The organism is Paenibacillus sp. KACC 21273 (assembly GCF_028736095.1).
GTDB lineage: Bacteria > Bacillota > Bacilli > Paenibacillales > Paenibacillaceae > Saccharibacillus > Saccharibacillus kyungheensis.
The window spans coordinates 4,184,897-4,209,953 of sequence record NZ_CP117876.1; the positions used below are offsets into that span (position 1 = coordinate 4,184,897).

A 25,057-nucleotide genomic window follows, 5' to 3' on the forward strand; every position below is an offset into this window, starting at 1 on the left:
TCTCTTCCATATATTGTATATATTATGATACTACAATCTTACCATTCGTCACACAATATTCACAATCTTATTCTGCATAAATGAAGCATCCACTTTTAGATTTAATTTATCTTATCCAAATCTACATCCAGAGGTTGAGGTCGGTTCAAATTTAGTTTGATACAATTGACAAGCACCGTAAAAACAATCTATAATTCAGCCATGAACTATAGAGTATAAATTAAACTGGTGAGTTCAGAGGAGGATACTGTAACTATGAAAAAAAGCTGGCCAACGGCCTTTACAGCAATTCTGTTAGCTGTTAGTTTGACAGCATGTTCAACAGAGAAAGCTGCAGTGGAGCCGGCAAGTAGTAGTGTCGAAGTCACAGCCGTCAAAGAAGTAACATTAGATGCGGTCTATGACTTATCAGGCACCCTACAAGCATATGATGAAACCCCTGTTTCTTTTAAAATCGGTGGAACAGTCACTTCAGTGAATGCCGATATTGGAGATCAGGTTACAAAAGGGAAAAGTTTAGCCCAACTAGATAGCGCAGATTTACAACTTGATCTCGACAATGCCAACCAAAGTGTTGCCGCAGCTCAAGCATCCCTCAGCAACGCACAAGCTTCTCTTACCAGCGCACAAGCTTCTCTTAGCAATGCGCAAGCCGCCAAACAAGCAGCTCAAGCAGGTATCGCATCTGCGGATGCACAAATTCAAAGTGCGAAAGTTCGTGAGCAAGGCGTAGCCGCTGGAGCTCGTACACAAGAAAAAGCACAATCACAAAATGCAGTGAACAAAGCACAAACTGCTTACAATCAAGCCAAAACAGCAGCTGATCGTGCCAAAACACTATTTCAAAATGGTCTATTAACGCAACAAGAAAATGAACAAGCTCAAACGACTCTTGCTACAGCGCAAGACAGTCTGAATGATGCCAAAGAACAACTTTCTCTTCTATTAGAAGGAGCAAGCGCATCAGATCGTGCAGCAGCTGCTTCTACGGTTAAAGAAGCTGAAGTTGGTCGTCAAAGTGCTGTTGCTAGTGTAGAACAAGCCAACTCAGGAATTGAGCAAGCAAATGCAGGTATCGAACAAGCGAATGCAGGTATTAGCCAGGCACAAGCAAGTTACGAACAAGCTGTTATTGCTAAAGAAACCGCTCAATTGAATTTATCTAGAGTAGGACTTGCTGCTCCTGTATCCGGTGTCGTATTAGAAAAAACGATTTCTAATGGACAAACGGTAACTGCGGGTACAGCTATGTTTACACTGGGTGAAATTAATAAACTTAAAGTGTTGCTTCCTATTGCAGATAGTGAAATCAGTAAGTGGAAAGTTGGACAACAAGTTAGCTTAAACCTTTATGATGAAGCACGTACAGGCAAAGTCACAAAGCTTTATCCTGCCACCAATGAAAATACAGGTTCTATCAATGCAGAAGTAACGATTGATAACCCTAAATTAGATTGGAAACCAGGTCAGGTTGTCAAAGCTTCTCGTCAAGCTGCTTCATTAAAAGGAATCGCCATTCCTGTAGAAGCGGTTGTAAGTACAGGCTCTGAACCGTATGTATTCAAAAATGTAAATGGTAAAGCTGTCCAAACCCCTGTTGAAATTGGTAATCTATACGACAATCGTTATCAGATTACTAAAGGCTTAAAAGTAGGCGATCAGGTGGTGACTCAAGGAGCCGACCGTTTATTTAATGGAGATGCCCTTACAGTAAGTGAGGCGACCACTAAATGATCAAATATATCGTCAAAAAGCGTAAAATTACGCTTGTCTTCTTTATCATGCTTATCCTTTTCGGTATCGTAAGTGCATTGCAGTTGCCTAAACAATTAATGCCAGATATCGTTGTAAAAACAGCAACAGTTACCACTACTTATCCTGGTGCAACTCCAGAGTTAATGGAACAAACGGTCACCAAAGTGTTAGAGCAGAAGATTAAAGAAGTTACCAATCTGGATACGATCTCTTCTACTTCCAGTAACGGAGTATCCAGTATCGTGATTCAAGCTCTTCCCTCAGCAAACGCTAAAGACACATGGAGTGAGTTACGCCGTAAAGTGCAAGATGCTGAAGGCGAACTTCCTTCTGATGCTAACACGCCTGTCGTTAATGACAATTTAACACAGACATTTGTTCAATCATTTGCTGTATATGGCAAAACCAAAGAAGATATTTATGCTTTAAGTGATCTTATGAATACATGGCGTGACCAACTTCGCTCTGTACCGGGTATTACCGATGTAGCGATTAAAGGTATCCCGGATCAGCAAGTTCGAGTAGACGCTGATATGGCGAAGTTAAAACAGTACAATATTTCGTGGGAATCGGTTATGCAAGCGATCCAGTCTGAAAATAACCGCGTACCTACAGGTGATATTGCCTACCAATCACGTACTTATCAATTAACTGTTGATGAATCTCATAATGTAGATTCCCTCAAAAATATTGTTGTTTTTCAAACAGAAGCCGGTATTCCTGTTTATGTTAAAGACATAGCTAATGTGCAATTGGTAACGGATAAAGAAACGTACTTAGGATATTACAACGGTGTACCTGCAATTTCACTCGATATCAGTAGTGAAACAGGTTCTGATGTACCTACAATGCATGAGCGTGTAGCAGAAAAAATGTCTTCACTTGAAAAAACATTGCCTGCTAACATCAAGATTACTTCCCTGTTTGCTCAAAAAAATGAAGTGGATCGTATTTTCAATGATTTGATTCGTGAAATGTTAATTGCGATTTTGGCGGTTATTATTATCTGTATGCTTGGATTGAACTGGTTAACAGCTTCTTTTGTAGCTTTGGCTATTCCAGTCTCAATCGCACTCGGTCTGATCCTTTTGCCTACTCTGGGAATATCGCTGAATCAGATTACGATTGTAGGATTGATTATCGTACTGGGGATACTGGTCGATGATGCGGTTGTTGTGAATGATAACATTGAACGACGATTAACCGTACTCAAAGAAAGCCCAACCGATGCAGCTATAAACGGTACCAAAGAAGTATCGATCTCTATTATTACTGCTACATTAGCAACAATCGCAGCTTTTGCTCCATTAATGTTGCTTGAAGGCGATATGGGATCATTTATTCGTCCGATTCCAACCATTATCTCGTTATGTATGTTAGCTTCGATGATTATGGCATTAACGATCATTCCTATTTTCCGTGAATGGTATGAAGAGCGTCGTAATGAACAAGGTAAAACACATGGCACAGAAAAACCTGCTGGACTATTAGGTAAACAAATCCAATCGTTAACGAATGGCTATGCTAAAAAATTAATGCCTAAAGTGTTAAAACGTCCATTAATTGTCGCTTTAACAGGACTTATTGTGAGTACACTTGCTTACGGGTTAGCTGCTTTTACACCAATCGAGCTATTCCCAAGTTCATCTGATCCTCAGTTAACGATCAATGTATCGTTGCCTACAGGTACTTCTTTACAGAAAACAGATGAAGTCGTACAAGGCGTTGCGAAATGGGTCAAAAAACAGCCAGGTGTTGAAAATATAGCTTATGCTTCTGGTGGCGGTGCACCTCAGTTATTTACCAACCTTAGTCTAGGTGGCGGTGGTGTAACGACTGGACAGATTCTAGTCACCGGTGAAGAACATAAGCTCGATGTAGCTACAGCGTCAGAACAGTGGTCTGATCAACTTAAAAAAGATTATCCAGGTATCAGTATCTCTGTAAAAGCTACAGATTTGGGTGTCTCTGTAGGTAAAGCAGTATCGATCCGTATTCTAGGTGATGATCTAGAAGAAATTCGTAGTTTGACAGATAAAGTGAAACTTGCGATTGCTGATACACCAGGAACATATGGTATTACTGATAGTATCGGTGTCGAAAATTATGCTTTGAACTTTGTCGTTAATAAACAAGCGATGGATCAATATAAAGTGAGTTATGAGAACTTAACACGTACACTATTGATGATGGGTAGCGGTATTAGTGTAGGTGACTTTGATAACGGTGAAGACCTGATCGATATCAAGCTTTATATGAAAGATTCTACAAACGCTAGTCCAACAGCACTATTCCAACAAGTCAGTATTACTAACTCTGCTGGAACTCAGATTCCATTATCACAAGTGGTTGAAATGAAACCATCATTTGCGATTCAACAAATCGATCGTTACAACTTAACACGAGTGAATACGATTGAGGCAGATGCGAATGGACGTACAGCTACAGAAGTTATGCAGGAATTAGAACCTAAAATACAACAAATTAATTTCCCTGAAGGATACACATGGGATGTCGGTGGAGCAACGTCCAGTCAAACAGATACCTTTACTGATTTGGGGCAACTGTTTGTAGTCGTTATCTTCCTGATCATTATCTTAATTATGATTCAGTTCTACTCGCTTTCGATTCCGATGATTATTATGACTACAGTCTATCTAGCGGCTGCGGGCGGTATATTAGGATTATTTATTACTCGTACACCAATCGGATTTATGTCAGTCATGGGGATTATAGCACTCGCCGGAATTGTTGTAAGGAACGGTATCGTATTGATCGAATTTATAGAAGATGCAAGGCATGAAGGTATGGAACTAACCGATGCTATTATCTCTGCGGCATCTGCTCGTTTCCGCCCTATTCTTCTTACCTCGTTGACAGCGATTGTGGGTATGATTCCTATCGCTACTGTCGGTGAACTATTGTTCCGACCGCTTGGGGTTACTATTATTTTCGGTCTTGTATTCTCGACGATTTTGACATTGTTTGTAGTGCCTTCCTTATACATGGTTGTTGCTAGACGGAAAGATAAAAAAGCAGCCCGTAAATTAGAACGCAAGCAACAACGTCGTGAAAAGTTGAATTTAAGTAAAAAAGTGTAATCGAATTATTCTGTAGATATGAATGTGTACTGGATAAGAACAGGCTTCTTTTCAAAGAGCCTGTTCTTATTTTATAATGACGTGATGACGTAGCGGTAAAGGAGATGTGCACTTGAAAAACAAAGAAGATGAAATTATTGAAGTAGCACTTCAACTCTTTTCCGTAAAAGGGTATACAGCTACTTCCGTAGATGAGATTGCGAAGGAAAGCGGAATAGCCAAAGCTTCTTTTTATAAATTTTTTCAAAGTAAAGAAGATGTGCTAGTGGCTACCGTAATGATGCATGGACGCAAAATCGATGATGCGATTCGTATCATGTATTCTGATACTCAGCTAGCTTCCGAGCAAAAAATTGCTGAATTTGTCCGTATTTATTTACAAAATTCGTTAGATACCAAATTCCATACGATGATGATGTCGATGCATGATAAAAGTTTATTTCATAGCGAAAAGCTAATCGAAGCTTTTTTGATTGTAGAATTCAAACTAAGCAAATGGACTACCGATTGTCTGGTAGATATCTATGGTGAACAGGTTGAACCTTTTGCTTATGATGTTATTTTTATGATTCGTGGCATGATGATGCAGTACTTGATTTTACCGATGATGGGTCTCAAACCGAATACTACAGATGAAGAATTTGCTGCCCTTCTGGGGAATACAATCGATATATGGATCAAAGGCATGATAAAATATGATTATGTACCGATCTGGGATTGGAAGCAGCTTAAAGTAGATCCTGAACATATTAAAGAAAGCCCTGTTTTTAAAGGGATTATTATTCATGATGCCCTGCTAGACCTCAAAAGATTACTGCATCATCTGCAAGTCTCTGATGAGCAAAAAGAAGATTATCGTCAGGTTCTACACGAGCTAGAACAAGAAATATTAAGTACTCATCAACGAAAAGGAATGCTCAAAGCGATGTTCTCTTTTCTTTCGCAAGAATCTTCGCTTGTAGAAAAATGTACTCTTTTGCAATCTGTACTGGATATCTAATCGTATGGATACCAAAAAGCTGCTTCCTGTTATGATGACAGAAAGCAGCTTTTTGTTTTATATTTTAGTAATGTGTTAGATCATTTTTTTGTTATCACTATCACGCAAGCGAACTTTGAGCTGATCAATCGTTCTCTCCAGTGTTCCAATAGCATCGGTTACAATACTGCGATCTACTGAATCTTCAACCTCTTTCATACGTGCAGAAGCTCGCTCACTTTCATACGTCTGACGACGTTGAAGTTCATTATATTTATCAAGCAAGTCTGTAATGACTTTGTAAAAACGCTCATAATCTAAAATAACATCATCTAGAAAAAAGTCGACTTCTTCTTGAGAATAGCCACGCATTTTGGTCGCAAAATCTTTTTCATGAATCGTAAGTGCATCGAACTTAATCCCCAACTGTTTAAATAAACGCTTTTGATCTTCTAGCTTACGCTGATAATTCTCATCTACAGCCATGATGATGATCCCCCTATTCCCGTAAGAACTTATACTCACATACAGTTCTTTTTTATAAATGTACCATAAACATAGCATAGGGGAAAACAATCTGCTCAAAGATATTTCGCCTGAGGATACAGATGATATCGAACTTGTCAGAAGATACGTTATAACATCAGGGCATAGATGATGTTGACGATTGTGCTGCTCTCCACAAATCCAGTTGTTTTTGCTCTTCTGCTATTAAGCGTTCGACGCCTGCTGATTGTAATTTTTGCAAAAAAACAGGCAGTACTTTTTGCGGATTAACAGTTCCATTGATAAGCGGACGATAATACTCTGCCAGTACATTATTAATTGCTGCTACTTCTGTAGATACCGGCGCAATATTCATATTAAATCCGAGTGCTGGTGCTGGAATATTGCCACTATTAAATGCTTCGTATTGTTCATACGTATCTTGAGGATACGATTTATCAAAATAAGAAATAAAAATATTGCCCCACATCCAACCATATCCATAATCATACTTGGGATTCAGCGGATCGATTCCAGGAGCAGGCTCAATATGCTTATCGTCTACTTTGACATAATGAACTCCTTCAATACCATGCTTCAATAAATTAGCAAGATACGGATCAGTGTATAACAATTCCAAAAACATCATCGCACGTTCAGGCTGCTCAGAAGATCGAGGAATGGCAAAGGCGCCACTTTGTACATCGCCTGTCTCAATCACACCCTGCCCGATATTAACATAATCCAGATCATAACCCAATTGACTGCTACGCTCATATACATAGTTAGGTGCATAAGATAGGGCTCCTGCGAATATTTGACCTGTTTTCCAATCATTTTCCGCATCATACATCGGATCTTTTGGCAAATAGCCTGCTTGATTCCAGCGATACATCGTTTCTACAAAATGTTTAAATTCGGGGGTAGCATACTGATTGAATACGTTCGTATCATCACGCTTAAAAGCAGGCGATTCTCCGATATTGATCGCACCTGGCAAATACCAATCTCCTGCAATATGATTCATTGGAATAGAGCGGTACAACATTTCAGGTGTATCAAGCGGTCGTAATTGAGGTTCATGTTGATGAACGATCTGCAAGAATGGCTCTATATCTTGCCATGTTCGAATATGATTGATCTTCAAATGGTATTTATCTACAATGTCTTTGCGCATCAGTATACCGTATTGATGTCCGATTTCTTTGTTAAGAGGTACAGCATACGTCTGATTATCAACCAGCATCCCTTTCCACAAAATAGACGGAATCGATTTTTGCATACCTACACCATATTCCTTTAACAAATGATCCAGCGGCAAAAAAGCTCCTTTAGACACATTGGCCAAATAATTATTTGTCCAAGAGCTGGTGAATACTAGATCGGCTGGCTGACCGGAAGCTAGAATAGCCGGTATTTTCGCTTCAAATTCGGTTGGATTTAATGTAATAATTCGAATCGTGGCATTGATTTTGCGCTTTAGATATTTATTCACTTCGTCCATCACTTTGGCTTGATCTGGCATTGGATTCGCATAATTGTAAAATACCAGTTCCGCAGGTGGAAGATTGCTTTGCGTGACCTCTTGCCCTGTCTGTGATGATTGTGAAGTCGCTGAATATAAAGTGATATCTGGCTTACCCTGCTTCTGACAACCTGCTCCAATAAACAACAATACAGATACCACCAGAATCAAAATAATTCGGTGATACCTGTATCTGGAATGATTCATAAAATCCTCCTTACCTTGTGTTAGCCTTTGATACCACCAATCGTTAATCCTTTAACAAAGTACTTCTGGAAAAACGGGTATGCACAAAGAATCGGTGTTAACACAATGACCAGAATAGCCATTCGTGCGCCTTCTGCTGGAATCTGTGCCATCAGCATATTGTTGGTGGCTGAAGTCGCGTTACTGGTCACAAAATCAATATTAGACTGCAATTTCATTAACATGTATTGTAGGCTGACTAATTTGGGATTGGTGATATACAGTTGTCCAAGAAACCAATCGTTCCAATACGTCACTAAAGTGAACAAACCAACTGTAGCGAGACCTGGCTTGGACAATGGCAGTACGATACGGGCAAAAATATACCACTCTCCTGCGCCATCTATCCTTGCCGCTTCTAAAATCGCTGTTTCGATAGACTGCTGCATAAACGTTCTCAAAATAATAACATTAAAAGCACTCAGTGAATACGGTAAAATCAAAATCCAAAACGTATCTGCTAGATGTAGTACATTTGTATTTACAATATAAGATGGAACCAACCCACCGTTAAATAACATTGTGAAAAATAAGAAAAATGCCATCACATTACGATAACGAAAATCACGTCGTGACAATACATACGAGAATAACGCAGTGACCAGTAAGCTGAATAATGTTCCAATAGCGGTAACTCCGATCGTAACATATGCTGATTGTAGAATCTGATCTCCGTTGCGGAACACATAACGGTACGCATCCAGACTCCATTCAGATGGTAAAAACTGATAACCTTTTGCCGATAAGCTAGCTTCACTGGTGAATGAGATCGCATAAACCAGAATAATTGGAATAATACAGACTACACACAGCACAATCAAAATCAGGTTAAATACAAGATTCCAACTTTTTGGAAGCTGATTGAATTTACTAGATGTTTGCTCCATCGAAATTCCCCCTTTTCTAGAACAGCGCGCTGTCTTTGTCCATTTTTTTGACGATCCAGTTGGTAATAATCACAAGTACGAATCCGACAAACGATTGATATAAGCCTGCTGCTGCCGTCATACCGTAGTTCCCCATCGAAGTTAGACCGTTGTAGACATACGTATCAATAACCTGTGTAACAGGGTACAGAGCGCCCGAGTTATATGTCACCTGATAGAATAGTCCAAAGTCAGCGTAGAAAATTTTACCGATACTTAGAATGGTCATAATAATAATGATAGGCTTTAGACAAGGAATGGTGATAAAGCGAATTTGTTGCCATTTACTAGCGCCATCAATCGTAGCGGCTTCATAATACTCCGGTGAAATACCTGTGATCGAAGCAAGATAGATAATACTGCTGTACCCTACACTTTTCCAGAAAAAAACGAAGATCAAAATGTACGGCCAGTATGTCGTCTCGGAATAGAAATTAATCGGGTGCATCCCCATGTAGGTGAGTGCTTGATTGATAATACCTTTGTCTGCGCTAAGAAAAGCGTAAAAGATCAAGGCTACAATCGTCCATGATAAAAAGTAAGGCATAATGAGGATCGTCTGATAGGTTTTGGAAAGGAATCGGTTACGAATCTCATCGAGTACAATCGCTAGGGCGACTGCGAGAATCAGTCCGAAAATAATAAAAACGAAGTTATATAACAATGTATTACGGGTAATCAGCCAGGCATCGCCTTTGAACAAATATTCAAAGTTTTTGAATCCAATCCATGGACTGCCTAGAATCCCATCGTAGAAATTATAATTTTTGAAAGCAAGGATGACTCCGAACATCGGCAAGTAGTTAAACAAAACTAGCAAAATTAATGCAGGTAATGCCATCAAAAAAAGAACTTTGTTTTTACGCAATTCATACAAAAAGGTCATGATTGAAGTCCCCTTTCTCTCCGGTATCTCTCTTATATGCTTATACTTTTATTATGAGCAAGAGACGGTAAGGAAACTACGCTAAGTTCTTTAGGTTATGTGTACTTTTTTTAGGTAAGCGTTATCAAAATAGAATTGTGGGATCAAGAGCAACTTCACTATGTCAGTTATAGTTACATATTTAATGAAATTGAAGATAACAAGAAATAGAAATGTCGTAGCGATAGACCGCTCCGATAAAGGATTACCCTGTCGATCGCTGGTAAGACTTGGATATCTTGATTTGACCGCTTAACGGTCGATATCCAAATCTTAAAGGCGAACGCTTCGCTTCTATCGGGCAATTCCTTTATCTCCGCTCTGTGCTAGGATCATATTTGGGAGACGATTAATTTAAAAACTTTTGAATAAAGTTAAGCATAATAATGATATGAAAGTAAATGTAGTATGTTTGGAAATGGACACAGCATGGGGTTGAAAGTTTGAGGTAAAGAAAAAGGATACTATTTGTAGTAAATAGCATCCTTTTTCTTTATTCTTTATTCTTTATTCTTTATTTAACTCTGACCAGAGTAGATAACCTATACCTATGATCACAAAAATGATAGGTATAGCTAAGTTGTATGGTGTAAGCGTCCAAGTTAGCATCTCTTGTATAGCTGTATTAGACATGCCATTACTATGAAAAGTCATTGCGGTTACCACTATAAAACGTAAACTTTGTTGCTCGATGATAATGATTAATCCTAATGATAAAAATATAGTTCCTGTAGCTCTTTTATTCAAAATAATTCATCATGTCTTATAATCTACTTCCTTAGCAGATTATAATTTAGAACCACTTTCAAATTGTTACTTTATGCTGTTCATAAAACTTTGCAAATCATCTGCGATAGCTTTGGATTGAGTGTAATGCAGATAATGAGTACCGTCTAATAGAACCACTTTGCCATGTACTGAATTTTTGATCTGTTCTTCATGTTGAGTTGTCCAGTTTTTAATATCAGGATCATTTTGGACTAGAAAGAAAATAACAGGCAAGTTTTTAGGGAATTGTAAGCCTTGTACCGCTTTGAAATTTGTAGGTAATAACTGTGCTTCGCTGACAATATCAGGATTCATCAAGTTTTTGAGCGTGATCATTTTAATTTGTTGTTTGGTATTGTCATCGACATCCGGTGTCATGATCTGAGACGGATTCAATTTGACTAATAAACGGTAAAAGCCTGATTTTTGCAATAAACTTACCGATTCGGTATCCATCACTTCTGTCGGCTGCGTAGGGAAACTAGAATCAATTCCGGCAAAAGCAGTCACTTCATTAGGATATTTATTGACATAATCTAATCCATAGATGCCTGAAATCGAGTGACCCATCAGAATGTATTTATTGATTTTCAATTGTTGCAATGCTTCATGAATCTCGTTCGTAATATTGTCTACCGTACGCGGTTTGTCGGTGACATCACTTAATCCATAACCGAATGGTTCCACAACGACCACTTTGTAATGTGGAGATAGTTGTTCGATTAATGGTTTGAAATCAAGTGCTGGCGATGCTGTACCGAAGCCTGGCAATAACACAATCGTTTGCTTGCCTTCTCCTTGAATCATAACATTCATGTTTTTCCCATCGACCACAACAGATTGTCCGTATGGTTGAATTTTGCTTTGTTCTGACTTGCTAGCTACTACGTTAACAACATAGACTGTCGCTAGAAAAATAACAATTAACAACACAATCACTGCGACAGCTTTGAGCATAAACTTAAATACCTTTTTCATAAATTCATTCCTTTAATTCTAATTTGATACATATGTATATCATTATTTAATTATAAAGCATTGTATAATGTTTATCCAACTTCGTGTTATACGAAGCTATTGACATATACTATATACAAAAAGAGATTACCTTTACAGGTAACCTCTTTGCAATCGATATCATCATTATCCTTGTTGATGATTCCTATAGCTTATTTCGTCACATCAATATTAACTTCTTCCGGGCGATAGATCGTAGTAATCGTCCCTTCAATATCAGTGGCAAACATCACCGTACGTTCTGCATCCAATAGGAAATTATAGATTTTGGCGCTGATCGGATCTTTCACTTGAATCTGAGCATTAGCTCCGTATTCAGATACAAAGATATACAGATTGCCTTTTTCGAAAGATAATTTGCGTCCATACACTCCAGATAATTCATCACCTTGTATCCATTCCAATTCAGACGATACGTCTGCTTCAGCTAATGCATATTCGTAGAGGGCAATCTGTGTTTCTGTACGATCGCTTAATTCTATCGGCAATGGACTCCAAATGATTTTACCTTTACCGATATTAACATTTTTCACTTGAGAAATACCTGTTAACGGTGCTTGTTTGACCAATTCAGCAATACGCTTACGACTGAACGATACAGGTAAAATCTCTTCACCTAACTGCAACGCTTCTTCGCGGCGTACATTAGATAAAGGAGCGCTCTCAGTCACTTCACTAAGGCGATCGGTATGTTGCCAGTATTCATCCAATGCTAGTGGACCTGTAAATAGTAAAGTACTGCCATACTCTTCTACATAATCTAACAGTTGTTGGAGCGCTGCGCTCTGGAAGTTATGAGGACTGGATACGATAATTAATTTGGGTACATCACCTGTCGTTAATTCATGTAAATGATATTCGCCAAAAGCACGTGCATGTACATTTAATTCATAAGATAAAGTACGAATCAATTTGGTAGTCGCATCATGAGCGAATTTACGATTAGACAGATCATTAGAATAAGGGAAAACAACAGCCACTTCTTCCAATTGACGATTTTCAAATAGATCACGAGTCGCCGCCATAAAGCGTCCAAAATCATAAGATACATCGGCTTCTGGTTTTTCTGTGCCATCGGCTCGCACTGCTCCGATATGAGATTCATTGACATTGTGCATATAGAAATTAATATTCCAGATCCACTGTACAGCCCCTGCTCCGCCTGTTGAAAAAGCATACGCATATTTGCGTTCTAAAATATATTTCAATTCATTTTCGCTACGTTTGGCTTTACCTTCCGGTGTCTCAATATACATAATGCCTGTTTCTTGAATCAGATTCGGCTTTTGCGGTGTCTTGGTGAAAATGCCGTCCCACACCAGATCGTCCATTTCCCACCATGAATGTACCGTTGTATAATCGACTGTCTCTGCATACAGCAATGGCGATGGTCGTTGTCCGGCTAGACCTTCATCTTGTCCAACAGTAACTAATTGCTTGGGCTGAATACTTTGGATCATACGGGTAAGATCCGTCGCCCAGCGGTTATGCATATCCATCGTAAACAGATTATAATCCAGCCAACGAGTACCTTTTTTCGGATGAATCGATGTAGGATTGTAGCTAATATCATTCACATGAACTGGATATACTGCATCAAAGTTTGGTAATTCTTCCGGTGTCATATTCCAGCGCTCTTGCACTTTAGTAATATCGCTATCATAACGCTTTTCGACCCATTCTTTGTAAGCGGCAATCTCAAATTCATCGTATACCGGTTGTGGACCTGAAAATGGAATATCTGGATTGAACATCGATGGTTCATTGATCAGATCCCAATGGATATTAGATGTGTGACGATGACGGGTCACAATTGCTGAAATAAAACGCTTCTGCGCTTCTACACTACGTGGATCAAGATACGGGTTAACCCCTTCCCAGGCTTCCGGTGTAAATGCAAAAAAGTTAAATGTCAGTTCATGACCATGCTTTTTACTTGTCAAAATAAACGCATCGATCGCACGCATCACTTCTTCATACGGATGACCATCGACAAACATCACATGACGCCAAGCGCTCCATACGCCTGTGCGCAGATAGTTAATCCCTGCATGCTTCATCTGTGCCATATCTTTATCCCAGACCGCCGCATTCGGTAAAAATAAAAATTTACGCGCTACATCTGAAGTCATATATGTCATGCCCACAATAGGTAATGGGCGACCTTCTTTGCGGAAATAATCACGATCGGCTGTTAACATTTCCCCTGTTGCCAAAAAGTCTGCATCAAATCCCCAGAATCCTTGATGAATATTACGAATCTCATCAGACGGAGACGTGATCGTTCCTTCCAGACGGTAATATCCAGCTTCAATTGTGATCTCAACAGGCAAGCGTACAATATCCAGTTCACGCGAAGATGAGATATTGAATTCTTTTGCCCAGACATCTGTAAATTGACCGGATAAATCCTGATCTTCTTTAGCCACTTGTAGCTTAAATGTCCATTCTCCACTAATATCTGCACTTGTAGAATGACGTTGTAAAGATTGTAATTGAATCGTTAGTGTTGGACGTTCTCCTGGTTCATAACTGGCATAGTTAGGCTTTACCCAGATTTCTGTCACGCCTTTAGCAGCGAATTCTCCCCACTTAGAAATAGCTTCTACTCCTTTTTCCCAGAACGAAGCTCCTGCTAGTTGATTGACAAATATCCAGCGTCCACCTGCATAAGCGCCTTTTGTATTTTCGAGCAAAATAGCAGGCGCAGCTACTTCACGTCCGTCTTTGGAGATTCCTTTGAGCAGTGGATAAATATGAGCATCCATCGGTCCACTAGATCCACCCTGTGCAGGATGATCGTTGGCTTTGGTTACATGAAGTGCGAATCCCCATGTGCTCTGACGCTCAAATAAAGATTCTTGTCCTGCAAATAACGGAAAATCTGTACTTGCTTTATAATGATCAATCGGTGTTACTTCTACAGGCAACACTTCATTTATATTCAAAATTTGATGATACGCTGTTTGTTCATGTTCAGCTTGCCATCCATCTGCGGTTTCATTTACAGGATTGCGGAAAGGAATACCGCCCATATGTACAAACCCTTTACTGTCATTCAAATGATTATGAATAGCTGTCCATGCTTGTTTGGGAAAATAACTGCCATGCAGATGAATAAACAAATCTGCTTGCGTAAGCGCTTTAGCAAGTTCGTTCGCATTAACAACCGTACCTTGTTTTTGTAAATGAGTCAGTTGTTGCTCATTCGGACGTTGCCCATCAAATGGAAAAGCAGGATCATAAAAAATAACAGTATGGAGCTTAGAAATTAGAGTCATAACAATCTCCTTCATATACATTGGATTGGAATACAACTGGATTGGAAAGTTTCGGACACTTGGAGTTAGACCGCTATGAGAAGATGAATGTTCTTGTCGCCGCTGTTGGACATGAATCCTATGTATCACTGCTTTGCAGTAAAGATTCATGTCCAAAGGCGATCGTAGTCTATGCTTCCGAAGTACCTTGTTTACGAAAGCTTGTAACTCTTTCAGAACAATCATATTCCCTTCGCTCTATGCTCTTGCATCCTCATTTCTAAATCATTTTGTTCGTAATGAGGGTGAGTAAAGGGAAGCCTTTTACAGATAACTTTAGTTGAACATGCATACATGATAAAGATTGGTTAGTTATAGCTAAGTGTTGTTATATTCTTTTACTATAACTTTCTTTTACTATAACTGATTTTATTAAGTTACGCATTAAGTAATTTTTGAAATAATTAATTTCAACTTTATTCAACTTTTTAATATGTTTTAAGATAATGAATTTGTCAGTAAACCTTTTTGCATCGCTTTATAGATCAATTGTGAAAATAAGCTATTCGACCATGCAAACCACGGACGGGTAAAAACAGTTGGATCGTCTGAATGGAATCCTTCGTGCATATAACCTGTATTGGCATCCGTACTTTCTAATAGATGGATCATCTCTAACATTTCAGCATCATTGTTGGCTGTTAATCCTTGCATCGACAATCCCATATGCCAGATATACCCTGCTGGTGTATGAGGACTACCCATTCCTTTAGCCGCTTTCCCTTCAAAATAATACGGATTTTCAGTACTTAAAATAAATTTGCGTGTATTCAGATACATCGGATCGTTCACATCACAATATCCTAGATAAGGCATCGATAATAAGCTTGGTGTACCTGCATCATCAACCAGACAGTAATTGCCAAACCCATCCGTTTCATACGCATACATATTGCCATGTACCGGATGTCGATAAATGCCATACAATTCGATTCCATGCTGAATTTCTTCTTCCATTTCGGCTAATTCTGCGCAAAAAGCTTCATCCCGATAAACAGCTCGCACCATTTCTTGCATTTGGCGTAACGACACGACCGCGAACATATTGGAAGGAATACTATAATGAAATTCGCACGCATCATCACTTGGACGGAATGCTGACCAGATCATCCCTGTATAGTTCACCGGCATCCCTAATCCTTTGTTCCGAATCGTATCAATAGCCGGACAATTGCGTCTGGTAAAACGGTACGATGATTCTTCCATATGACGTTGTTCTGTTCGCCATAATTGGAAAATTGTACGCAACCCCTGCTTAAATCCTGCATCAAAAATATCGGTATTCCCGCTTGTTTTCCAATAGTGATACGCTAGCCGAATCGTAAAACAAAGTGAATCTAACTCGAACTTGCGCTCCCATACCCACGGACTCATCTCTGTTTCATCTGCCGGGTCCCAGTGCCAATCATTCGCTGTTTCGTTAAAAGAATTCGCGTACGGATCAATTTCCAGATAGAACATATGTCGCTTTATCAATCCGCTAATCATACGTTGCAAATCTTTATCTTCTTTACAAAGCGGAACATAGTGTATCAACTGTTCTACTGAATCTCGCAACCACATCGCTGGAATATCTCCTGTAATCACAAAAGTAGTCCCATCATCCATCAATTTGGTAGTCGTCTCTAACGTATTGGGAAAGCAATTGCGGAACAGTTCAGCTAACTTGGGACGGTGAGCTAATGTTTGCTCTGCTTCTGCTAGCACATCCTGAACTGCCTGTGGCAGCTCGAATGTGGACATTTGAACATGTTCTAACTTTTCTAGCATGATGATTCCCCCTTATTCCATTTCAACGTTTTGATCTCATACGGTTTGAATGATAGTTCTAGTTGATTATCTATCACAGGTAATGTTCCAACATGATCTTCCAGTATATTGACCAGTGTGATTGCATGATCGTCTGTTATATTGGTCTGTACAGGCCATTGAATACGAGCGGTGCCACGACTACCTGAAGATTCATACAGACGGATAATCGTACCTTGTCCATCTTCTGCTGGCTTGATCGTATCGAGAATAATATGCTCACTATGATAGGAAAATAGCGATGTAGATAGCTGATGATCTACAACTGTCGATATTTTTTTATCCATAGTGGATGTGGTTTCAATGATTCTATAAGATACAGGTTGATTGAGCTCTGCTGCTGCACGTACAATGTGCGCTTCACGCCAATCTCCACCATGTGGTAATAGTGAATAAGTGAACTCATGATGACCTAGATCGGCACCTTTATCAGGCCATTTGGGCGCCCGTAGTAACGAAAGACGCATATTGCAATCTTTGATATCATAGCCATATTTACAATCATTAAGCAGACTTACTCCATAATTACCTTCTGAAATATCTGCCCAGCGATGTCCACAGACTTCGTATTGAGCTTTGTCCCAACTGGTATTGGTATTCATTGTGCGTTGCAAAGCACCAAATGGAATCTCATATGTCGCTTGCTCTGCTATCAGATCTACAGGGAACGATACTTTTAGCAACTTATGACTTTCATTCCACTCTATTTCTGTTTTAAAATCGATTCGGCGATTGTCATTATACAGATATATATGTTGGGCAATGATCGACTGTCCGATCTGCCAGCGGAATTGTAATATATCTCCTGTCTGTCCACTCATAATTACCTGAGAAGAAATACACACAGCTGTATCAGCTATCTGCTCGGCAAAATGAGGATCAATATCCCACGCATCCCATAGCAACGGACGATCATGATAAAAGCCAAATACATTACCATGCTGATTTTCTTTTAATACGTTGCGTTCATATTGCTTATCATACAAAGCAGCAATCTCGCCTTGCTCGCTAAACTGAATACGATAAAAAGGAGTTTCCCAAACTGAAGGCACTGCTTTTCCAATTTTTACTTGAGATTGGAATCGTTTATCAGTCTCCAGACTGCTAGCAGATGCAACACTATGATTACTTTCTGAACGCAACCAGATCACGGTATAACCGAATGCAGGAATCGATGGTATATAGACTCTTAAAGTGTATTTATTTTCCAATTTAGACTCGTTTTCTGTGGATAACTTTGTTGCATTTTGCGCTGTAGATAGATCGGTATTGGTTGTATGTCCTGGTAAAACAGGCTTGGCTGATGTAAATAATAACTGTGGTACTTCAGTTGTTGTAGACGGAATCGATGTGGGTACAGTCTGCTCAACAGTAGCTTGTGAGACCACATCACTGCGTAACAATGTTCCTGCTTGATCATATACATGAACATCGGCTAGCTCGGCGCCACCTTCAATCTCGATCCATTCTCCACGTTCCCAACTTAGACTATTGAACACAGCATACGCTGTACCTTGTTGATCAGACTGTGCTAACTGCTGTCCAATCCATGCTGTCCACGGAGTAAGCGCTTGATCCAGAGCACTTGATCCAATCTGTAAAATCTGAGCATATTCGACTTCAGACGTATCGTACACTTCTGGAATCGCCGAACCCGGGACAATATCATGAAACTGATTAAGCATAATACCAAGCCATCCATTTTTGAATTGTTGTCTGGTAATTGCTCCATCTTGTTGTTGTTCAAAAAGAGCAGGATGTACTGATAAACCCTTATCTGCAGATTGTTTCGCTAGTACTTTTATACTTTCAGATATGGATGTATCTTCTTGTCCTATAGATATTTCGGTAGGTTCACTATTCGATAGACTGCTTTGATTGAAATAGATCGTGGTGAGTCGTTCCCATACTTCAGCTTCACGATACAGTAATTCTGCTTTGCGGTTATGACGTTTATTCCATGCTTGCGTCGTATACGTTCCGCGATGTAATTCTAAATACAGATCACCACGCCATACAGGTAGCTCGTCTGCTGATTCCAAAGTTTGTTCAAAAAACTGCTTGGCTGTTCCAAATTCTGCTTGAGGTAATCCCACCATTAAGTCGGCATGTTCTACATATTCAATCATCTCATGGGTGACTCCGCCGCCGCCATCTCCATGTCCGTAGAGTAGCATCTGCTGAGGATGGATATCTTTTTGACGGAAATATTCCCAGTGTTCTGCGATGTCTTTAGGTGTAGTCGATTCATTCACACCATGATTCAGATAAGAAAGGATCGGCGTACCATCAATGCCTACCCAGTGGAACAGATCATACGGGAAAATATTGGTGTCATTCCAATTCAGCTTGGTCGTCATAAAATAATCGATTCCGGCTTGACGCAATAATTGTGGCAATGAAGCACAATAGCCAAATGTATCAGGTAACCATTCGATCGTAGAAGTGATACCAAATTCTTCACGGTAAAAGTGCTGTCCATACAATAGCTGACGAGCTAATGACTCCCCACTTGGAATATTCAGATCAGGCTCGACCCACATTCCTCCAACTAATTCCCAGCGACCTTCCGCGATTCGTTCTTTCACTTTGGCATATAGCTCTGGATAATGATCTTTCACATAAGCAAACAATTGCGGTTGACTCTGAGAGTAAATAAAGTCAGGATATTGCTCCATTAACGTACACATGGTTGAAAATGTACGACTGGACTTACGAACAGTCTCCCGCACAGGCCATAACCATGCGATATCAATATGCGATTGTCCGATCATGTACATATAGCCACTTTCGGATGCATCGGGAGCAAATACGACTACCTGTTCTCGTAGTATTTCTTCCAGTTGTTGCCACGGTTCTTCCAGTTGCCATGATTCTTCCGGAAGTGCATATGCAGCATGCATCGTTTGTTCTAACGCTTTTTGGATTTCGATTCGGCGCAATTCATTTTCAGGCAAACGGCGCATACTATGTAGCAATATCCGTACACTATACATCAGACTACGCAGTCCACTGTTGATACTGACCAGACTAGCCTGATACCCTCTCAATGGAGCTACATATTCGGGTTGTCCATTTAACGGATCATGAGGTTCAGGAATCGGATCGTATAATTCAATATCAAGCATTATGTCTGTACCGATATATGACTCTCGCAAAGGAATAAATGTATGATTTTTATCCAGCCCATGATAGAACTCGCCATTGATTTTCAGTAATCCTTCTCCACCGCCTGCGTTAAAAACCAAGCCGACAGAATGGGCTGACCATGAAGCTGGAATCTGGATATTGGTTTGTAAAAAGTAGGTGATCCCATACTCTTCTTTCAATCTCATATCACTGTTCTGACGTGGCACTAAAATCTCATAATGATCAGGTGTAATATAACGAGCTTCTTCTACCGTCCATTGATTCAGTTCTTGCGTATCCAACCATTGTTTTGTAGATAAAAGTTTGATAAATCGTTCGATCCGGTACATATACAGCCTCCTCGAATAATCATTGTTTTGAGATACAATAATACATGTTGATATCAATACTCAGATAACCTATTCCAGACTAGCGTACAGTCAACGTTACAACCTGACCTTCTACTGAATTACTGCCTACTTGTATATGGAAATCACCAGGCTCTACAATACGGTCTAATTGAGAAGTGACTAATTCTAAATGTTCTGGTGTCAAAGTGAATGTAACAGTTGTAGTCTCTCCCGGTTGTAAAAAGACTTTTTGAAATCCTTTGAGTTCTTTTTCCGGACGAGTGACAGAAGCGAACAGATCGGTCAAATACAATTGAGCGACTTCCCATCCAGCTACTTCTCCTGTATTAGTAATCTGTACACTGACTTGAGCATGTTCATCTGGTGCAATAACCGCAGGAGTAACAACAGGTGCATCATAAGCAAATGTGGTATAACTTAGCCCATGTCCAAAAGCATAAGCAGGTTGCAAATCCATTTCAAGATAACGCTTACCACGTGTACGCTTGCTATTGTAATACACAGGCAATTGTCCCACATGTCTAGGCACAGAGATTGTCAGACGACCGGATGGATTCACATCTCCATACAAAATTTCTGCCAGTGCATGACCACCTTCTTGTCCCGGATACCATGCTTCTATAATCGCATCCGCATGTTCATCAATCCACGGTTCTGCTACAGGTCGTCCATTGATATAGATAACAATCAGCTTTTTGCCAAGCGCATAAATCTGCTGACACAATTCGAGTTGTACCCCTGTCAGATTCAGATTAGAGCGGTCAATCCCTTCACCACATTCCATATCACTTTCCTCTGAATCATGCACTAATGATTGACCTGTGCGCAAATCAATCGTTCCTTCGCCAAAATCACGAGCACTTGATCCACCGAGTACGAGAATAACTGTATCTGCTTGCTTGGCGGTATCTAAAGCAAGATCAAATCCTTCGCGGGAGTCGTCTTTGATCCGGCAACCCGGTGCATATAGTAGTTGATCACTATCCGCTCCTAACTTTTGACGTAATCCTTCTAACACGGTTATCACTTTGCCAGCCGGTTGTGGAGAAGTATAATCACCTAATTGGTTATATGGTTTATTCGCATTTGGGCCAATAACTGCTATTTTTCCAGTAGATGATGGTTGTAATGGTAATGCAGATGCTTCGTTTTTGAGCAAAATAATTCCTTGTCTAGCGACTTCACGAGCCAATTCAATATGTTCTGGACTATGGATCACCCGAGCAGCACGTTCTGGATCGACATAAGGTTGATCAAATAATCCTAACTGAAATTTCACTTTCAGCAGACGACTGACGGCTTGATCCAAATGAGCCTCTTGAGCAATTCCTTGCTCCAAAGCAGATTTGAGGTATTTGCCAAACATATACCCTGACATTTCCAGATCGATTCCTGCTTGGAGCGACAGTGCTGTCGCTTTTTCTCCTGTCTCTGCCACATTGTAACCATGCACCAGCATATTCATAGCGCTTGCATCGGTAATAATAAAGCCATCAAATCCCCACTGTTGGCGAAGCACATCATCCAATAAATATTCACTGGATGTACAAGGTACACCATCAATTTCGTTATACGCAGTCATGACCGAGATGGCTCCGGCTTCAATTGCTTTGCGAAACGGAACTAGATCGATCTCATGCAATTCTTTCATTCCCATATGTACAGGTGCGGCATTGCGTCCACCTTCTGAAGCTCCATAACCGACAAAGTGTTTTAAGGTGGCAATCACTGTATCCGGTGAATCTAATCCTTTGCCTTGTAGACCGATCACAGCAGCAGCGGCAAGTTCTCCTGCGAGGTATGGATCTTCTCCATACGTTTCTTCTGTTCTTCCCCAGCGTGGATCACGCACAATATCGAGTACCGGTGAATAGGTAGCCACGCCACCTTGACTGCGGGTTTCTATCGCTACCGCTTCACACATTTGTTGATACAAAGCTGGATTCCATGTGCTTGCTGCAAGTAGTGGAACAGGATAGACTGTTGCACCGATGGCCATATGTCCATGTGAACATTCTTCGCCAAACATCAGCGGAATCCCTAATCTGGAATGTTCGATCACAAATCGCTGAATATCATTTAATGCAGCAGCGCCTTCGGCTGGGGATAAGCCCGTTTCCAATGTGACTTCTGTCCATGGATCAGCACGTAAAGTGGCATATAAGGAACCGATTTTACCTTGACGAATATCTTCTTTAAATTCTTCAGTCAGGGTAACTGTTCCATCTTCATTTTTGGTAAAAGTGCGCCAGCCAAACAATTGGATCAGTTGCCCTACTTTTTCATCCAGTGTCATTTGAGCAAGCAGGTCTTGCACGCGTTCTTCGGTAGAAAGTGCTGGATTTTTATAACTAGTCATAGTGATCATCCTTTCGATTGGAGTTGCAGGGTAGGAATAAAGTGGAAAGTTTCTGCACGTCTAGGGACACCGCTGCGGGGGAAGAGAGGCTATTATCGTCGCTGTTGTAAAGCAATCCCTGAATAAACCGCTTAGCGGTAGGGATTTCTTTACAAAGGCGAGCGCTTCGCTCTTTCATAGCCTCTCTTCCCCCTCCGCTCTGTGCTAGGTGCGAATTCCTCACGTTTATTTCTAGCAACTTGGGTGGGCAGTGTAGGGACATGGTAAAGATAGAATAGTAGTGATGATAGGGAAATATGAGTTTTGGTTTGATGTTTTGATTTAGAGTTCATTTTAGGTTTGTTTTATTTTTTTAATTGTTTTGGTTTGGGTGCAACGTTTTTATTTTTATTGGTTAGTGTATTGGTAGTTTGATTTTTTATTTTTTTACTTTTAGTTATTTATTAGTAATTGGATATGGATGGTTTGATTAGTTTTAGAATGGTTCTTTTGGAATGATTATAGGGTTTTAATTTTTTAAAATAGGAATGATTATTTTTTGATATTTTAGGTTTTAGTTTTTTGAAAAAAATGGGCTATAGTAATTACTTCTGTTCTTGAGGTGGGATACCTGTATGAATTTGTTTATTATTTGATTTGTTTAAAAAGAAAAGGACGGAATTGGGGTTCCGTCCTTTGGTGTTGATATGGAATTGCTGATGGTGCTTTTGGAAATTAGGAACCGGTTTGTTGGGATTTCCATGTATCGTATTGAGTTTGCATTTCAGCGAGCATGTTGTCTACACCAGCGTCTTTTAATTTCTGAATAAATTTAGGTAAATATTCATCTGGATTGACGGTTCCGGTGACAAGTGGTTTGTAGTATTCGCTAATCACATTATTGATTGCAGCAATCTCGGTCTGTACCGGTGTAGTATCAAAGTTAAATCCTAGTGCCGGAGCAGGGGTATTGTTGTCTTCGAATTTTTTGAATTGTTCTAATGTATCTTTAGGATACGATTGATCATAGTAGAATATATTCACATTTCCCCACATCCAACCATAACCGTAGTCATAATCAGGATTTGCAGCGTCTACACCTTCAGCAGGTTTGATAAATTGATCGTCTACTTTGGTGTAATCTTGTCCTTCGATTCCATGTACAAATAAGTTAGCTAAAGTTGGATCAGTGTATAACAAGTTCAAGAACATCATCGCGCGTTCTGGATTTTTGGATGAACGTGGGATTGCATAAGCTCCACCTTGCACATCACTTGTTTCTACTACACCTTTGCCAAGATTTTGATAATCCAGTTCATAGCCTAATTGAGCGCTACGTTTGTATACATAGTTCGGTGCGTATAGTAGGGAACCGGCAAATACTTTACCTGCTTTCCAATCATTTTCACTTTGGTAATCGACATCTTTAGGCGTATAGCCTGCTTGATTCCATTTGTATGCTGTTTCTACGAACTCTTTAAATTCAGGTGTATCGTATTGGTTGAAAATTTTATCGTCAGAACGTGCATAATAAGGCTTGTCGCCTACATTGATAATCCCTGGTAAATTCCAGTCACCTGACATATGTTGTACAGGGAATGAGCGATACATTCCTTCGGTTCCATCTAATGCTAGAATACTTGGATCTTTTTCATGCAAAGTTTTTAAAATAGGCTCCATATCTTTCCATGATTGAATGCCTGCTACATTTAATTTGTATTTATCCACCAAGTCTTTACGGAACAACACGCCTACCTGATGACCAATTTCTTTGTAGATCGGTACAGCGTACAACTCTTTGTTGACTGTCATCCCTTTCCAAAGCGTATCAGGCACTGTCTTTTTCAAATCCTGTCCGTATTGATCAAGTAATGAAGTTAATGGTGTAAAAGCTTGCTTGGAGACATTGGATAAGTAGTTATTTGTCCATGAACTAGTAAACACGATATCCATCGGCTGACCTGAAGCCAACATCACAGGTACTTTGGTTTCAAAGTCACTGCCTTCCATCGTAACTACTTTGATCGTAGCATTGATTTTTTTCTTCAAGTATTCGTTTACTTTCTCCATCACTCGATCTTGACCTTTCATCGGTGTTGCATAGTTATAAAAGACCAATTCGACTGGAGCGAGCTGACCATCGGCTGTGGTTCCGTTACTTTCTTTGGAACCGCCACATGCAGACAACACAATAGACAACATCATAATAACAGCTAGACTTAAAGACCATGCTTTTGGTTTACGTAACATAGACCCATCCCCTTTTTCGTTCATGATTCATCTTTACCGACAAATTAGTATTGTCTACACGTTGTTTAAAGAATAATATGTACTATTTTCTAATGATAGTGTACAGAGATTA

14 protein-coding genes are annotated in these 25,057 nt (G+C 39.8%); 3 read left to right on the plus strand and 11 right to left on the minus strand.

Translation table 11 applies throughout. From position 1 onward, the window contains the following. Nucleotides 1-255 precede the first annotated feature (255 nt). The 3 genes from PQ460_RS18470 to PQ460_RS18480 all read left to right on the plus strand — a co-directional run bounded on the left by PQ460_RS18470 (nt 256) and on the right by PQ460_RS18480 (nt 5,856). Entirely contained in the window at nt 256-1,734 is a 1,479-nt protein-coding gene (locus PQ460_RS18470) for an efflux RND transporter periplasmic adaptor subunit (protein ID WP_273615215.1), read from the plus strand. After that, nucleotides 1,731-4,856, plus strand: coding sequence for an efflux RND transporter permease subunit (locus tag PQ460_RS18475; RefSeq protein WP_274170699.1), 3,126 nt, complete (start codon nt 1,731-1,733; stop codon nt 4,854-4,856). Before PQ460_RS18470 ends, PQ460_RS18475 begins: the two co-directional genes overlap by 4 nt. Nucleotides 4,857-4,968: 112 nt before the next feature. After that, complete coding sequence (locus tag PQ460_RS18480) at nt 4,969-5,856, plus strand: TetR/AcrR family transcriptional regulator (RefSeq protein WP_274170700.1); 888 nt, start codon at nt 4,969-4,971, stop codon at nt 5,854-5,856. Nucleotides 5,857-5,931: 75 nt separating this feature from the next. On the opposite strand, the gene PQ460_RS18485 is transcribed toward PQ460_RS18480, so the two are convergent. From PQ460_RS18485 to PQ460_RS18535, 11 genes are all read right to left on the minus strand, one after another. After that, nucleotides 5,932-6,321: a DivIVA domain-containing protein gene (locus tag PQ460_RS18485; RefSeq protein WP_204825309.1), complete on the minus strand. Its 390-nt coding sequence runs from the start codon at nt 6,319-6,321 to the stop codon at nt 5,932-5,934. Nucleotides 6,322-6,478: 157 nt separating this feature from the next. Next, complete coding sequence (locus PQ460_RS18490; RefSeq protein WP_274170701.1) at nt 6,479-8,053, minus strand: ABC transporter substrate-binding protein; 1,575 nt, start codon at nt 8,051-8,053, stop codon at nt 6,479-6,481. Nucleotides 8,054-8,073: 20 nt separating this feature from the next. After that, nucleotides 8,074-8,979 (minus strand): carbohydrate ABC transporter permease, encoded by a 906-nt coding sequence (locus PQ460_RS18495; RefSeq protein ID WP_273615211.1) that lies wholly within the window; start codon nt 8,977-8,979, stop codon nt 8,074-8,076. A gap of 16 nt (nt 8,980-8,995) precedes the next feature. Then, nucleotides 8,996-9,904 carry an ABC transporter permease gene (locus PQ460_RS18500; protein WP_204825312.1) on the minus strand — a complete coding sequence of 303 codons (909 nt, stop codon included), beginning with the start codon at nt 9,902-9,904 and terminating at the stop codon, nt 8,996-8,998. A 546-nt stretch (nt 9,905-10,450) separates the two neighbouring features. Beyond that, on the minus strand, nt 10,451-10,690 hold the full coding sequence (locus tag PQ460_RS18505) for a hypothetical protein (RefSeq protein ID WP_273615210.1): 240 nt from the start codon (nt 10,688-10,690) through the stop codon (nt 10,451-10,453). 66 nt (nt 10,691-10,756) lie between these two features. After that, nucleotides 10,757-11,689: an alpha/beta hydrolase gene (locus PQ460_RS18510; protein WP_274170702.1), complete on the minus strand. Its 933-nt coding sequence runs from the start codon at nt 11,687-11,689 to the stop codon at nt 10,757-10,759. A gap of 191 nt (nt 11,690-11,880) precedes the next feature. Then, nucleotides 11,881-15,009 (minus strand): glycoside hydrolase 5 family protein, encoded by a 3,129-nt coding sequence (locus PQ460_RS18515; protein ID WP_274170703.1) that lies wholly within the window; start codon nt 15,007-15,009, stop codon nt 11,881-11,883. A gap of 477 nt (nt 15,010-15,486) precedes the next feature. Further along, entirely contained in the window at nt 15,487-16,818 is a 1,332-nt protein-coding gene (locus PQ460_RS18520) for a glycoside hydrolase family 125 protein (RefSeq protein ID WP_274170704.1), read from the minus strand. After that, nucleotides 16,812-20,336 (minus strand): alpha-mannosidase, encoded by a 3,525-nt coding sequence (locus PQ460_RS18525; RefSeq protein ID WP_274170705.1) that lies wholly within the window; start codon nt 20,334-20,336, stop codon nt 16,812-16,814. The genes PQ460_RS18520 and PQ460_RS18525 overlap by 7 nt, the downstream gene beginning before the upstream one ends. Nucleotides 20,337-20,415: 79 nt before the next feature. Next, complete coding sequence (locus tag PQ460_RS18530) at nt 20,416-22,716, minus strand: glycoside hydrolase family 3 N-terminal domain-containing protein (RefSeq protein WP_274170706.1); 2,301 nt, start codon at nt 22,714-22,716, stop codon at nt 20,416-20,418. Between the two features lie 714 nt (nt 22,717-23,430). Further along, nucleotides 23,431-24,945, minus strand: a complete 1,515-nt coding sequence (locus PQ460_RS18535; RefSeq protein WP_274170707.1) for an ABC transporter substrate-binding protein — start codon at nt 24,943-24,945, stop codon at nt 23,431-23,433. Nucleotides 24,946-25,057: the final 112 nt, after the last annotated feature.